The sequence below is a fragment of the Lysinibacter cavernae genome (assembly GCF_011758565.1).
In the GTDB taxonomy this organism is placed as follows: domain Bacteria; phylum Actinomycetota; class Actinomycetes; order Actinomycetales; family Microbacteriaceae; genus Lysinibacter; species Lysinibacter cavernae.
Genome location: NZ_JAAMOX010000002.1, coordinates 108,540 through 123,039, shown reverse-complemented (window position 1 = coordinate 123,039; position 14,500 = coordinate 108,540). Strand labels below are relative to the sequence as shown.

The window sequence follows — 14,500 nt, the reverse complement described above, 5'->3', positions numbered from 1 at the left end:
GGATGAGGTGTTGTTATGTGCGGTCGGCAAGCCCCGCGGCGATCTGCAAGACGAGCAGCGCGGCGAGCCGGATCGTGCGACCATCGGGTGCGTCGGTTGTTGCGTCGATTTCCGTGAGATCGACCGATCGCACTCGGGCGTCACGCGCCACAAGACGGGCGGCAGACAGGAGCTCATGAGCTGAAAAGCCGCCGGGGAGGGATGCTGGGCAGGCCGGGGCAATCGATCGGTCGCAGACATCCACGTCGATATCAACGTGAATTGGCCCCCCTGCGGCTCCCGCGATGCTGAGTGCCTCGGCAACAACATTCGCCATGCCCCGTTCGGCTACGTCGTCGCGGTGGATGATCGTGATGCCAAGTTCGTTGGCGCGCTGTGTGTATTCGATGGAGTTGGCAAAATCGGCGATGCCGATCTGCACGATGCGAGAGCCGTCGAGGCCGGCTTCTACGAGTCGGCGTACCGGCGAGCCGTTGCTCGTGCCGTCGCGGAGATCGTGGTGCGCGTCAAACGTGATGAGGCCCGCCGTGGCGAGATCTGAGCCGTAGGCGCCCAGCGCCGCCGGAACGGTTGCCGCGTTGTCGCCCCCGAGGGCAACGATGAGGCGGGCGCGCGTTGCGAGATCGGCAACCGTGGCGATGGCGTTGGCTTCGCCGCTTGGTGCGTCGGGTTCGGTGATGTTGCCGGCATCCACGATGCGGAGCGCTTCATCGAGGACGAGGCTCGCGCCGTTTGCGCCGCGTACGTGGCCCGCATAGCGGGGGAGTGCGTCGCGGATGGCGTCTGGCGTTGTGTGTGCCTGTGTAGCGGAGAGCGAGGTTCGCCAGGTCGGTATTCCGATAATGGCGAGATCTGCGGTTTCGTCTGCGGCAAGGGTTGCGACTGATGGCCAGGCTCCGGTGCGTGGCCACAGTGGATCGTGAGAAAGTTGAGGGGTAGACATAATCCGACGTTAGCAACGGCGGTCATGCAAACGTAATCCGCTCTTCGCCTTGTCTGTCTGTGTGTCCAGACTGAGCGCACCGCGAGTGTTTGTCATTGAGGCCTGCAATTGCGCCAATCATTCAAGCTTGTCTGAGATACAAGACAGAACGCTGCCGTTCTGCGTGGTTCTTCTCTTCCGCGTGCGATCAAATCATAGGTATGACTCAGACTGCTCCAATCACCCTCGGCCCTGGCCTCCTCACCTTTGACAATGTTGTGGCCGTAGCCCGCCACGGTGCTGTCGTTGAGCTCGGCGCCGACGCCAAGCGCTCCATCGCAGCGAGCCGCGAAGTGATTGAGGCGCTGGCAAGTGACGTGAATCCTCACTACGGAGTCTCAACCGGATTTGGCGCACTCGCAAACGTGCATATCCCCGCTCCGCAGCGTGCCCAACTGCAGCGCAGCCTCGTACGCTCCCACGCGGCAGGAACCGGAGACGAAGTTGAGCGAGAGGTTGTGCGCGCCCTCATGCTGCTTCGGCTGAATACGCTTGCGACCGGGCGCACCGGCGTACGCGTCGAAACCGCTCAAACATACGTTGACATCCTCAACGCCGGTATCACGCCCGTTGTACACGAATACGGCTCGCTCGGCTGCTCTGGTGATCTCTCTCCGCTCGCCCACTGCGCGCTCGCCGTCATGGGCGAGGGCCAGGTACGCGACAGCGATGGGAATCTTCGCGACACTGCAGAGGTGCTCGCCGAGCACAACATCACGCCAGTTGTCCTTGCCGAAAAAGAGGGTCTTGCCCTGATAAACGGGACCGATGGGATGCTCGGGATGCTGATCCTCGCCCTCCGCGACTTAGAAGACCTCCTACGGGTCGCCGACATTTCCGCAGCCGCCAGCGTCGAGGCGCTGCTTGGCACCGATTCTGTCTTTGCGGCCGACCTGCAGGCGCTTCGCCCTCATCCCGGTCAGGCAGCATCCGCCGCGAACATCAGCAAGGTACTTGCCGATTCGACATACATCTCTCAGCGAGTGAGCGGTCAATTCACACGCGTGCAAGATTCGTACTCGCTGCGCTGCTCGCCTCAGGTGCACGGCGCGGCCCGCGACACCCTTGCGCACGCGGCAAGCGTTGCCCGTATCGAACTTGGCTCAGCGGTCGATAACCCCGTCGTCACGCTTGACGGGCGTGTCGAATCGAACGGAAATTTCCACGGGGCACCGGTTGGCTACGTACTTGACTTCCTCGCCATTGCCGCCGCTGATGTGGCCAGTATTTCGGAGCGTCGCACCGACCGCTTCCTCGACACGTCACGGAGTCACGGGCTGCCGCCATTTCTTGCGGCGGATCCCGGCCTCGACTCAGGCCTCATGATCGCGCAGTACACCGCCGCAGGAATCGTGTCTGAGCTCAAGCGTCTTGCCGTACCGGCATCCGTCGACTCCATCCCGTCATCGGCAATGCAAGAAGACCATGTCTCCATGGGTTGGAGCGCGGCTCGGAAGCTCCGCCGCAGCGTTGACGGCCTCGCGCGGGTTCTCGCGATTGAGCTTTTGGCGTCGACCAGAGCCCTCGATTTCCGCAAGCGGGACGCGGCTGTTGCTGCGGGGCAGGACGGCCCTGGGGCCCCCGGCTCAGCAACCGCCGCCGTGTATGCGTTGTTCCGCGAGACGATTCCAGCGCCGGTGACCGACTCGTTCCTTTCGCCAACCATCACGAGCGCCGTTGAGTATGTCACGAGTGGCGCCGTGCTCGCTGCCGTCGAACAAGCGGTCGGCCCGCTCGGCTAGGCTCGGTAACGATGGGGCAGGTTGCGCACGAGGCAGGATCGAGGCAGAGAATGGACTCTCAAGCGACGGATTCGTCGAGGGTTCCCGCTGCCGAAAATACGCTGCGCATCCTCAGCCTGCTTGCCTCGTCGCGCGGGCCGCTCCAGGCCTCGATGATCGCCACGAAGCTCGAGCTTCCGAGATCGTCGGTCTACCACCTGCTGAGCGTCCTCGAGCGCAATGGGTTTGTGCTTCACCTTGCTGAGGAGAAGCGTTACGGTCTTGGCGTCGCTGCGGTTGAGCTGAGCTCGGCCTACGCTCGCCAAGAACCCCTGTCGAGACTCGGCCGGCCGGTGGTTGCTGGCCTGGTTGACCGCATCGGGATGAGCGCCCACCTTGCCGTGCTGCACGGACGCGACGTGCTGTACATCGTTGAGGAGCGGGCGCGAAATGCGCCCTCTTTGATTACGGATGTTGATGTTCGGTTGCCCTCCCATCTCACCGCAAGCGGAAGGGCTATCCTCGCCCAGCTTCCCAAGGCGCAGGTTCGAGCGCTCTTCCCCGACGCCGCCTCATTTGTGCAGCGTCACAACGAGAGCGAAGAGATCGACCGTTACTCGAAGCTACGAAGTGTGCTCGATGGCGTCCAGACTCGAGGATTTGCCGTTGAAACTGGCGACGTCACGAGCGGATTCTCTTCCGTTGCCGTGCCGGTAACTGATCACCTCGGCTGGCCCGTCGCGGGTCTTGCGGTGACTTTCCGCGAAGAGGACGTGACCAGGGAGCGGTGGCCGGCTCTCGCCGAAACGGTTCGTCTCACCGCGGACGAGCTTTCGCGCCGCATTTATGGGCGTGGCGAACGGCGAAACTCCGGGCAGTAACCTCTGGTAAAAAGCTGTGCGTTGGCAGTGCGCTGGCGCTACCATCAGCTTATGGACGTCAGCGGGGAACTCCGTTGGCTAGCCACACGTTGCGTTCCCCCGCGCGCAACCAAACGCCTCGTGCGGAGAGATGCGGTGCCACTGTGAATGCAACACCAGACCCGACGGTAAACGAGTCGATGGACACCTCCGCTGTCGTCTCGAAACAATCTCCTGCTGACTATCAGCGGGTGTTTCCCAAGCGCCTACGGTCAGTCCTCTCCGGAATACTGATTGTCATTGCGCTCGTTATTTCGCCTGTTGCCATCACAACCAGCTGGGCCAAAAACGAGTTAGCGTCGACGGATATCTTTGTCGCGCAGCTGGCGCCGCTCGCCAGCGACCCGGCCGTTCAAGCGATGCTCACCGACGAGGCCGTTGCTGCGATCGAAGCTTCCGTTGACCTTGACGCGATCGCGAGTGATCTGTTTGACGGGCTCAAGACGCTTGACCTTCCGCCGCGATCAGCCGCAGCGCTTGCCCTCCTTGAAGCGCCGGCGGTCGCAGGTGCACGATCCGTTATCCGGAGTACCGTGCAAGAGGCCGTTCAATCCGATGCATTTGCGGGCCTCTGGGCGAATACGCTTCGACTCAGCCACGAGCAAGTGACCGGCGCGTTGGCGGGAGATCCTGACACCGCCCTATCGCTGAGTGCGTCCGGAGAAATCGGTATTAACCTCGGCCCCCTCGTCGCGAGCGTTCGACAACAATTAATCGACAACGGCATGACGTTTGCCACGGCTATCCCCGAAATCGATCGGATTGTTCCGCTTGGCCAGTCCGATGCGATGACCTCGGCCCGATTTGGGTACAACCTGGTATTGCAGTTGGGCCTCTGGCTGCCACTTGTGTGTCTTGTGGCGTTCTCCGGCGGCATCCTGCTGGCAAGGCGTCGGGCAAGGGCCGCCATCTGGACTGGCATTTCACTGGCGGTTATCTCTGCGCTGCTCGCCGGGGGTGTTGCGGCCGGAAAGCTCGCGGCGCTATCGGCCGTGACCCCAGACCCGTTGCCACGAGACGCAGCGGATGCCATTATCCAGGCGGCAACGGTTGGCCTCGCGCAACCCATTAAACTCATGATCACTATTGGGATTGTGACGGCCATCGTGGCCTATCTTTCGGGGCCGTTCCGAGGGGCCGCCGCGCTCCGCAGGGGTACGTCGTCGCTGCTTATTCGCGTCAGAGGTGCGGCCGAGCGTTCCGGCATAACGACCGGCGGGTTTGGGCGGATGCTCCACCGGCTCAGGGTGCTGACCCGGGTGGTTGTTATCATCGTCGCGCTTGTCATCCTCATCATGTCTCGCCCGCTGAGTGGAGCCACGATTATCCTTGTTGTCCTTTCTGCGGCGGTCCTGCTCCTGATTCTTGAGCTGTTGAGCAGGCCGGAGCTGCCCGTTAACGGCAGGGGTCCCGGCGTGCCAACAGCCCCCGAACCTACCGCCTAGATCGAGTGGCTATCGGTTCCCCGGCTCGACTGTGTAAGCGGTTCTGAGCAGATCGGGCGAGGGCGGCGCACGAGAAGATCACTTTTTGGCCACAAATGTGCGTGTGCTCGCGCGATCCCTATCATTCGGGTGTGCTGAGGGGTATGGTCGAAAGGTCGTGACAATGGCGTCGCGGCACCTAATCTTTTGCCGGGCTGTTCCGGTCGACTCCGTGCCGATAGCCTGGTTCGTATGACGCAACAGACCTTTGTTCTTAACTCGTTTGACGGTATTGACGCGTGTTTATTGAGCTACACCGGTGCCGACGCAAGCTACCCGTTTGGTGAAGGCGCGCGAGTTTATAAGGTTGCGAACAAGATGTTCGCCCTTGTTGGAGAGTCAGCGAGTAGCGGCGAAGCGCTGTCCGTCACGCTTAAAGGCCCGACCGTGCAGAACGAACTGCTTGCTCGAGACTTCTTGGCGATCAATCCTGGCTATCACATGAATAAACAGCACTGGATTACCGTCACGCTTGATGGATCCATAGAAGACGCGCTTCTCGAAGAGCTGGTTGCAGAGTCGTACGACCTCGTGTTCCGGTCCTTGCCAAAGCGGGTCCGCGAAGCCATGGACTCCTGACGAGGCGAAGCCGATCGTGCTGAGTCAGGAGTGGACTTTAACGCTACCGTCTCTTGAGCGCTGGGCCGCTGTCATAAATGAGCGCCCTCTGCTGAGGCGCGTCCCTGGAAACGGTTGATCGCGTCATTCACGATGACGCCCTCGCGTATTTCGATCGCCCGGTTGACCGTTTGGTTCACCTGCCAGCCGGAGGGGCCGCTCATAACCACGTCGATGAAGGGGAGCACCGCTTCGCTGATCTCCCAGGTAGCGGAGTTCCACAGGTATGACGGGCTATGGTCGACGCCGTAATACGTCACTCCCTGCCCAACCATGAAGGTGGGGTTGTCGAATGTTGTTGGCCGCGCAAACGTGAAGCCCATGCCTTCGTCGCAGGAAACGTCGATGATGAGGCTGCCGCGTCGAAACGGTGCAAGGTCTTCGTCACGCAGGTACACAAGCGGCGCGTCCGGGTCCTGGAGCGTGCAGTTGACCACGATGTCGTGCTTTGCAAGGTACGGTGCGAGCGCGACGGGGCCAACGTCGGTGAGCACCTCGCTGTTGAACGGTGCCTCTGCGTTGTGATCGAGTTGCACGATGCGTACCGAGTGGATGGGGGAGCCGACGGCGGCAATCTCTCGATGCGTGAGTACATCAACGTCGTGAACGCCGTGGGCGTTGAGTGCGGTGACTGCGCCTCGAGCAGTCGCGCCAAATCCGATCACAACGGCGTTGAGTCGGCGGCCATAATCGCCGGTTGAGCCAACGAGCTGCAGGGCATGAATGACTGAGGAGTAACCGGCGAGCTCATTGTTTTTATGGAAAACATGAAGGCCGAAGCCTCCTGGTCGTGTCCAGTGGTTCATTGCCTCGAACGCGATGAGTGTCAGGTTTTTATCGATGGCGACCTGGGTGATTTCGCGGTCCTGCACACAGTGTGGCCAGCCCCAGACCGTCTGCCCGTCCCTGAGGCCTCTCAGGTCGTCTGCTTTTGGCTTTGGCATCAGGATGATGTCGGATGCCGCTACGACCTCGCTGCGGGCTGCTACGCGTCCGACCAGCGTGGCGAGATGCGCATCGGTGAGGCCAAAATCACGGCCGTACCCGCTTTCGACAACGATTCGAGACCTGAGCTCGGGGTCAATGCGCTCAAAATGATCTGGATGAATGGCAAGTCGCCGCTCATTCTCGAGAGATGACTTGGCAAAGAGGCCAAGGGTAAGCGGGGATGTTGCTGTCGTTGATGACGGAATGGTTGGAGTCGTGCTTGGCATCTGAAGCTCCTCCTGAAACAGGAATTGAGAAACGGGAACCGCGATGGTTCTCCGTGTTGCTCACACTACGGCATGCCGGAATTCCGCTGTTCTTTCGGGCGTGGCCGTGCTGAACTTTACACGCGGCAACTTCTCCCCTAAACTTGGCCGAGGTGGTTGATTTCCTCCATACTTTTTTGCGCCTATTTGCCCGGTATTTTGGGGAAGTGGCCAAGCAGTAAAAACGGGATCAAACCCATAAAGGGCGGTGGCTCAATTGGTAGAGCAGCGGTCTCCAAAACCGCAGGTTGCAGGTTCGAGTCCTGTCCGCCCTGCAAATCCTCGACAACGTAAGTGGTCGAGGCATGGAAAGGTTGGTAATAATGACTGACAAAGTAGTAGATGAGCCTGGCGAGGAACTTGTAGCCTCCGCCAAGCAAAAGCGAGCCGAAAAGAAAACCTTCTTCGGCCGCATCATTCTCTTCATTCAGCAGGTCATTGCCGAGCTGAAAAAAGTTGTCACCCCAACACGTAAAGAGTTGTTGACCTTTACCGGTGTTGTTCTGGTGTTTGTGCTCATCATGATGGGAATCGTTTGGGTGCTTGACCAGGTGTTCAGCTTCCTTGTGGTGTTTGTGTTCGGAACACCTGTTCTCTAGCGCAACACCGCCGGTCGGCATCCAACGCTTCACGCCGCCTATTCCGACGCCGCTCTCATTCCAACAACGCTTACGAAACTGAAGGTCATGCAGAACGAAGAAACGAATTCAAATCCTGAGGCAGAACTCGATGCCGCCCTCGACGCTCTTGTAGAGACAGTTGGCGAGCCTGAGGCACAGGATGCTCCCGAAGCTGCGCCCGCCGCAGAAGAGGTAGCTGAAGACGTTGCTGTTGACGCAGTCGAAGAAGCGTCCGAAGCGGAGGCGGCCCCAGAGGTTGACCCCTACGACGAGTTCAAGCGCGACCTTCGCACCCGCCGTGGCAAGTGGTACGTCATTCACTCCTACGCCGGCTACGAGCGCAAGGTGAAGTCGAACCTCGAGAACCGCCGAGAGACCATGGGCGCGCTTGACGACATCCACGAGATCCAGGTTCCGATGGAAGACGTTGTTGAGATCAAGAACGGCCAGCGCAAGATGGTTACCCGCGTGCGCATCCCCGGCTACGTGCTGGTTCGCATGGACCTCAACGAAAACTCATGGTCAGTTGTTCGTCACACGCCCGGTGTTACCGGCTTTGTTGGCAACGCGCACAACCCAGTACCCCTTCGTTTTAACGAGGTCTTTGAGATGCTCAAGACCACCGTTGAGCTGGTAGACGCCGCAGGCGCCGCCGGAAGCGCAAGCAAGTCGAAGACGGGCGGAGCTCAGGCATCCATCCCCGCAGAAATCGACTTCGAGATCGGCGAGACGATCACCATCAAGGAAGGCTCGTTTGCTGGCCTTCCCGGCTCCATCAGCGAGATCAACCCGGCAAGCGGCAAGCTCACCGTTTTGGTATCGCTCTTCGAGCGTGAGACCCCGGTTGAGCTCAGCTTCGACCAGGTCACCAAGCTGTAATAAGATAGAGATTTCTGTCGGACTATGCCGGCAGTAACCGGAAACGGAAATACCGTGTTCCCGGGAGAGGGTTTTGCTCGCAAGGGCAAAGCGTTCGACAAAGTAAAGGAAACATCATGGCACCCAAGAAGAAGGTTTCGGGTCTGATTAAGCTTCAGATCCAGGCCGGCGCCGCAAACCCCGCACCGCCCGTTGGCCCTGCGCTGGGTCAGCACGGCGTCAACATCATGGAGTTCTGCAAGGCGTACAACGCCGCAACCGAGTCACAGCGTGGAAACGTTATCCCGGTTGAGATCACCGTGTACGAGGACCGCTCGTTCACGTTTGTGCTCAAGACTCCTCCTGCCGCCGAGCTCATCAAAAAGGCTGCTGGCGTTGCAAAGGGATCTGGAACCCCTCACACCGTGAAGGTCGCAAAGATCAGCATGGATCAGGTTCGCCAGATCGCAGAGACCAAGCAGGCTGACCTCAACGCAAACGACATTGAGGCTGCGTCCAAGATTATTGCCGGTACCGCTCGTTCCATGGGCATCACGGTCGAGTAAGGCTGAGGAGAAATAACATGGCACAGAAATCAAAGGCGTACCGCGCTGCCGCCGAGAAAATCGAAGACGGCAAGTTCTACACCCCCTCCGAGGCAGTAGCCCTCGCAAAGGAGACCGGGTCATCCAAGTTCAACTCCACCGTTGAGGTAGCCCTCAAGCTCGGTGTAGACCCACGTAAGGCAGACCAGATGGTTCGTGGAACCGTCAGCCTGCCCCACGGAACCGGTAAGGTCGCACGCGTTATCGTGTTCGCAACCGGTGCCGCTGCCGAGGCCGCAATTGCTGCCGGAGCCGACGAGGTTGGTGGAGACGAGCTCATCGAGAAGGTTGCCGGTGGATACACCGCATTCGACTCGGCAGTATCGACCCCAGAGCTCATGGGTAAGGTTGGCCGTCTTGGTAAGGTACTTGGTCCCCGTGGCCTCATGCCTAACCCAAAGACCGGAACCGTTACCCCGGATCCCGCAAAGGCTGTCACTGACATCAAGGGCGGAAAGATCGAGTTCCGCGTTGACAAGCACTCCAACGTACACTTCATCGTTGGCAAGGCTTCGTTCACGCAGGAGCAGCTCAACGACAACATCCAGGCAGCTCTTGACGAGATCATCCGTCTGAAGCCGTCTAGCTCGAAGGGCCGTTACGTTCAGAAGGGCGCCGTCTCGACCACATTTGGTCCTGGCATTCCCCTCGACGTTAACGCGTTCTAAGCAGTAGCTTCGTCAGAAGTATCCAAAAGGCCCGGCACCGTAAGGTGTCGGGCCTTTTGTTGTGTCAACGGTTCGCCGCTCACAAACTAGACTTGAACCTATCGCCTGAGTGACCCCCGCACCTTCCGAAAGAGTTCTGCAATGAGTGACTGGATTACAAGCATCTTCGACGGAACCTTAGTTGCCGGCGGTGTCTTCCTCATCATCGGCTGTGTTGGCGCTCTGCTCCTGGTGATTTCGTTGCTGCTCGGTGGCATTTTTGATGCCTTCGAGATCGGCGATGGGCCGCTGAGCTTGACCACTCTCTCGGCCTTTGCTGCCATCTTTGGCTTTGCGAGTTTTGCCGCAATCGGTGCGGGAACATCGCCCGTCGTTGGCGCCGTGATCGGGCTCGCTTCAGGATGCGTCGGAGGGGGACTCGCCTGGTGGATGACGCGCGTGTTTCGCACAGCGGAATCCAACTCATCGACATCCACCGCCACGATTATCGGGCAACAAGCATTTGTAATCTTGCCGCTGCCAGGCGAAGGCGGCATGGGAGAAATCTCATTTATGCGGCACGGAGAACGAGTCACGATGGCTGCCAGGTCAGCGCAGCCCGTGCTTGCCGGTGCAGAGGTCCGTATCGTCGCGGTGATCAGCGATACCTCAGTCATGGTCGAGCCCGCACGGAGCGGCGACCGTTCCTAACCCACTGTCGGTGCGACCCAATATCCTGCACTGACGCACATCCTGTCTGAACCCCCGAAAGGACACCCTCGTGTTTATGCTTACCCCGGCGCTGATCGCCGTCTTTGGGATCGTGATCGCCCTCGTGCTGATCGCGGCCGTTATTATCAAGCGTTACCGAATTGCGAAGCCCGATGAAGCGATCATCGTGACGGGAGGCAAAGGCCGAACGACTGTTGATGAGCTTGGCAACTCGTCGCAAGACCTGTCTGGCCAGAAGGTTGTCACCGGCGGCGGCGTTTTTGTTGTGCCGTTTGTCCAGAAAGCCTTTGTGATGTCACTGCGTTCGCGTCGACTCATGATTGTGACGGAGGCGCAGACGACCGACGGAATCACGATTCAGGCCCAGGCCGTTGCAGTTGTCAAAGTTGGCGGAACCCAAGAGATGATTCGAGCCGCAGCGCAGCGGTTCCTCTCCTATTCTGAAGAGATTGATCAGTCAACGCAGGAAGTGCTTTCTGGCTCCCTACGCTCCATTATTGGTGGGCTTACGGTTTTGCAGATCATTCGAGACCGTGCGGTCGTCGCGCGGAACGTGCTTGAGGCCGCAGAAGAGGCGTTGACAAAGCAAGGGCTCGTTGTTGACACGCTTCAGATTCAGGAAATCCGCGACGCCTCAGACTACATCTCAAACATCGGTCGGCCAGAGGCCGCAAAGGTTCGCCAACTCGCAGACATCGCCGAGACCGAAGCTCACCAGGCATCAGAAGAAGCCAAGATTAGCGCCCAGAAGGTGCTGCTCGATAAGAACCGCGATCTGAAACTTCGCGAGGCCGCCATCCAGGCTGAGACCGATAAAGCCCTCGCCGAAGCCGGTGCCGCAAAGCCGCTCGAAGACGCCATCCAGCGCCAAGCGATTGTTGCTCAAGAAGAGCTCACCGCACAAAAAGAGGTAGCGCTGCGCAAAGAGAAGCTCAACGCCGACGTGCGTGCGGTGGCCGAGGCGGAGGCGTTCCGCGTTGAGGCCATGGCAAAGGCCGAGGCGTCAGCGATCGCTGCGGCCGCAGATGGGCGGGCGAAGGCCGAGATCGCGACCGCGCAGGCTGACCTGAAGCGTCGCGAATTTGCGGCAGCGGCTATCGAGCGCGAAGGACTCGCCGAGCGTGCGTCTCGTATCTCCCAGGCCGAAGCGCTGGTAGCCGAAGGTGAGGCAGAAGCCAAAACGATTACCGCTCGAGGAACCGCAGAAGCGGCCGCGATCCAGGCAAAGGGTACGGCAGAGGCTGCGGCAATCGAGGCGCGAGCCGATGCTCTCGAAACACAGTCACAAGCCGTGCTTGCCCAAGAACTCATTCACATGCTGCCAGCTATCGCCTCCGAATACGCGCAGGCGATTGGCGGGATCGACAGCCTCACGGTGGTTTCGGCAGACGGAGCGAACAAGGTTGCCGGTGACGCAATGGGCAACATCAAAGGCATCCTCGAGATGGTGAAGGAAACGGTTGGGGTTGACGTCGTTGGAATGCTCAATGGCGCGGTTGCCGGAAACGCTGCGGGTACTGCTGCGGGAGCAGCCGTCGGTGCCGCGGCCACTGGCGCTGTCGTTGTTCAACAGGCTGCCGAGAGCGTGAAATCGTCCGCGGCAGTGAAGGCGAAGCGTGTAGCAACCGAGAAATAGCCAACAGCAGACGGCCGCAACGTCACGCGACAGTTCTTGGAGTATCCAAGGGCTGTCGCGTTGCTGTGTACTGAGATTGACAGAACCTATTCCGTGGGCGTATATTCCATAAGGAATAATCTTCATGGAGTAATACATGCCTGCCGTCTCATCCCTCACGCCGCTTGCGGTCGCGTCTCTAGCCCTCCTCGCGGAACGCCCGATGCATCCCTACGAGATGTATCAGCTCCTTATCCAGCGATCACAGGATCAGCTTGTGAAAGTACGGCCGGGGTCTCTGTACCACACGGTTGACCGGCTCGTCCAAGCAGATTTTGTGCGGGCTGTTGGCACCGAGAGAGAGGGTAACCGCCCGGAGCGGACCACATACGAGATCACCGTTGAGGGACGCGGCGCGCTCAGTGAGCGGATTGCCGGCATGCTCGGCACCCCTCATCACGAGTTTCCCCAATTTCCGGTAGCGATTGGCGAGGCCCATGTGCTCGACAGGGAGACGGTGCTGAAGCTGCTTGGATCTCGGCTGGAGCAGAGGCAATCGGACCTCAGTTCGGTTGAGGAACAAATCGAACGCCTGGAACAACGAGGGCTCGCCAGGCGTTACTGGTTGAGCGCGGAGTATGTTCGGGCGACGATGCTGGCCGAGGTTGCCTGGCTCCAGAACATTCTTGGCGAGATTGAACGTGGCGATCTGCCATGGGAATCCGCCGCTCTTCAACACCCACAACGCAGTACTAAGGACAACGAATGACAAAAGAAGTAAAACCCTGGCCAGCCCTGTGGGCGCTGGTCGTTGGATTCTTCATGATTTTGATCGACACCACAATTGTGTCGGTCGCAAACCCCTCGATTATGAAGGGGCTCGATGCCGACATTAACTCGGTCATTTGGGTGACGAGTGCCTACCTGCTTGCCTACGCCGTGCCGCTCCTCGTGACCGGACGGCTTGGAGATCGATTCGGGCCAAAGAACCTCTATCTTGTTGGGCTCGTGCTGTTCACGGGGGCGTCGGCGTGGTGCGGTCTTTCGTCCGATATTACGATGCTCATCACCGCTCGAGTGCTGCAGGGTCTTGGGGCGGCAATGATGACGCCGCAGACGATGGCCGTCATCACCAGGCTCTTCCCGCCGGACAAGCGCGGACCGGCAATGGGGCTGTGGGGCGCGACCGCTGGTATGGCAACGCTGGTTGGGCCCATCCTCGGCGGCGTGCTTGTTGACGGTTTTGGTTGGGAATGGATCTTCTTTATCAATGTGCCCGTCGGTATCGTCGCCTTTGTGCTTGCGTGGCGCCTCGTGCCAAAGCTCAAGACGCACACCCACCGGATGGACTGGCTCGGCATCGTGCTCAGCGCCGTCGGCATGTTCCTGCTGGTCTTTGGCATTCAGGAAGGCGAAAGCTACGACTGGGGCACCATCGTCGGGCCTATCTCGGTGTGGGGTCTCATCATCGCGGGCATCGTGGTTCTCGCCGGATTTGTGGTCTGGCAGGCATTCAACAAGGGTGAGCCGCTGCTACCGCTCAAGCTGTTCCGCGACCGCAACTTCTCCCTCGCAAACCTCGGAATTACCACTGTAGGTTTTGCCATCACGAGCATGTCGATGCCCCTTGTCTTCTTCTTCCAGATGGTGCGTGGCCTGACGCCAACGCAGTCCGCGTTGATGCTTGCGCCAATGGCCATCCTCTCTGGTGTGCTTGCGCCGTTTGCCGGGCGCCTGATCGACCGCACGAACCCTCGCAACGTTGCGGTTGTTGGCCTTACCCTGTTGGGAGTCTCGCTCTTCCTCTACTCGAAGATGCTTTCACCCGACATCAGCATCTGGATGTTGCTCATTCCGAGCGCGGTACTTGGAGTCGCGAACGCGGGTGTGTGGGCACCGCTCTCAAGCACGGCCACACGAAACCTGCCGCCGTCACAGGCTGGTGCCGGCTCTGGTGTCTACAACACAACACGTCAGGTTGGTGCGGTGCTGGGAAGCGCATCCATCGCGGCCCTGATTCAGTCGCGACTGGCAGCTGAGCTGCCGCACGCGCCCGGCGCCGCTGCCTCTGGTGATTTCCAGATGAGCGGTGTGCTGCCGGAAGTGCTACATGAGGGCTTCGCGACGGCGATGTCACAGTCCCTGCTGCTGCCGGCCGCCGCGGCGATCCTTGGTGCAGTGTTTGTCGCGTTTTTTGAGAAGCCAAAACCTGTTGCGGCGGGTTGGGGCGCCCCTACCGGTTCGGTTCCTGTTGTGGAGTCGACCTCAAGATAACAACCGCTTGACCTGCGACCCGCCAGCCCCCTCTGGGCTGGCGGGTCGTTTTGTGTGTACTCAGCGCGTTCGAGAAATCACAAGAACGCGTCATTGCCGTGCTGGGGCCCCGCCGAGGTTTTGGCGGGAATAGCTGGACCGTAGTTGACGACTCTTCTATGCACGAGGTCC

The 14,500-nt window shown here is 59.8% G+C and carries 14 protein-coding genes and 1 tRNA gene; 13 read left to right on the top strand and 2 right to left on the bottom strand.

The genetic code is table 11. The features are described from left to right. Positions 1-13: 13 nt before the first annotated feature. Positions 14-943 (bottom strand): arginase family protein, encoded by a 930-nt coding sequence (locus FHX76_RS10040; protein ID WP_167150569.1) that lies wholly within the window; start codon positions 941-943, stop codon positions 14-16. Positions 944-1,143: 200 nt separating this feature from the next. On the opposite strand from FHX76_RS10040, the gene hutH reads away from it, so the two are divergent. The 4 genes from hutH (at position 1,144) to FHX76_RS10020 (ending at position 5,686) form a co-directional block, all read left to right on the top strand. Beyond that, positions 1,144-2,724 (top strand): histidine ammonia-lyase, encoded by a 1,581-nt coding sequence (hutH, locus tag FHX76_RS10035; protein WP_167150568.1) that lies wholly within the window; start codon positions 1,144-1,146, stop codon positions 2,722-2,724. A gap of 50 nt (positions 2,725-2,774) precedes the next feature. Beyond that, a complete protein-coding gene (locus FHX76_RS10030) occupies positions 2,775-3,584 on the top strand; it encodes an IclR family transcriptional regulator (protein ID WP_167150567.1) in 810 nt (269 codons plus the stop codon). Between the two features lie 143 nt (positions 3,585-3,727). Beyond that, positions 3,728-5,068 carry a hypothetical protein gene (locus FHX76_RS10025; protein ID WP_167150566.1) on the top strand — a complete coding sequence of 447 codons (1,341 nt, stop codon included), beginning with the start codon at positions 3,728-3,730 and terminating at the stop codon, positions 5,066-5,068. A gap of 231 nt (positions 5,069-5,299) precedes the next feature. After that, a complete protein-coding gene (locus FHX76_RS10020) occupies positions 5,300-5,686 on the top strand; it encodes an MmcQ/YjbR family DNA-binding protein (protein WP_167150565.1) in 387 nt (128 codons plus the stop codon). 71 nt (positions 5,687-5,757) lie between these two features. Here the strand turns inward: FHX76_RS10020 and FHX76_RS10015 are convergent, their stop codons facing one another. Further along, positions 5,758-6,939, bottom strand: coding sequence for a N(5)-(carboxyethyl)ornithine synthase (locus tag FHX76_RS10015; protein WP_167150564.1), 1,182 nt, complete (start codon positions 6,937-6,939; stop codon positions 5,758-5,760). 241 nt (positions 6,940-7,180) lie between these two features. On the opposite strand from FHX76_RS10015, the gene FHX76_RS10010 reads away from it, so the two are divergent. The 9 genes from FHX76_RS10010 (at position 7,181) to FHX76_RS09970 (ending at position 14,329) form a co-directional block, all read left to right on the top strand. After that, positions 7,181-7,253 (top strand) — tRNA-Trp (locus tag FHX76_RS10010). A 48-nt stretch (positions 7,254-7,301) separates the two neighbouring features. Beyond that, complete coding sequence (secE, locus tag FHX76_RS10005; protein ID WP_167150563.1) at positions 7,302-7,577, top strand: preprotein translocase subunit SecE; 276 nt, start codon at positions 7,302-7,304, stop codon at positions 7,575-7,577. A gap of 87 nt (positions 7,578-7,664) precedes the next feature. Further along, positions 7,665-8,477, top strand: coding sequence for a transcription termination/antitermination protein NusG (gene nusG / locus FHX76_RS10000; protein WP_167150562.1), 813 nt, complete (start codon positions 7,665-7,667; stop codon positions 8,475-8,477). A 116-nt stretch (positions 8,478-8,593) separates the two neighbouring features. Beyond that, positions 8,594-9,022, top strand: coding sequence for a 50S ribosomal protein L11 (gene rplK, locus FHX76_RS09995; RefSeq protein ID WP_167150561.1), 429 nt, complete (start codon positions 8,594-8,596; stop codon positions 9,020-9,022). A gap of 17 nt (positions 9,023-9,039) precedes the next feature. Beyond that, complete coding sequence (rplA, locus tag FHX76_RS09990) at positions 9,040-9,729, top strand: 50S ribosomal protein L1 (RefSeq protein ID WP_167150560.1); 690 nt, start codon at positions 9,040-9,042, stop codon at positions 9,727-9,729. 141 nt (positions 9,730-9,870) lie between these two features. After that, the gene (locus FHX76_RS09985) at positions 9,871-10,419 is read left to right on the top strand and encodes an NfeD family protein (protein ID WP_167150559.1); all 549 of its coding nucleotides are present in this window, start codon (positions 9,871-9,873) and stop codon (positions 10,417-10,419) included. A gap of 76 nt (positions 10,420-10,495) precedes the next feature. Next, positions 10,496-12,076: an SPFH domain-containing protein gene (locus tag FHX76_RS09980; RefSeq protein ID WP_208402689.1), complete on the top strand. Its 1,581-nt coding sequence runs from the start codon at positions 10,496-10,498 to the stop codon at positions 12,074-12,076. A gap of 136 nt (positions 12,077-12,212) precedes the next feature. Continuing rightward, on the top strand, positions 12,213-12,824 hold the full coding sequence (locus FHX76_RS09975; RefSeq protein WP_167150557.1) for a PadR family transcriptional regulator: 612 nt from the start codon (positions 12,213-12,215) through the stop codon (positions 12,822-12,824). Further along, on the top strand, positions 12,821-14,329 hold the full coding sequence (locus tag FHX76_RS09970) for a DHA2 family efflux MFS transporter permease subunit (protein ID WP_167150556.1): 1,509 nt from the start codon (positions 12,821-12,823) through the stop codon (positions 14,327-14,329). Before FHX76_RS09975 ends, FHX76_RS09970 begins: the two co-directional genes overlap by 4 nt. The last annotated feature ends 171 nt before the right edge of the window (positions 14,330-14,500 follow it).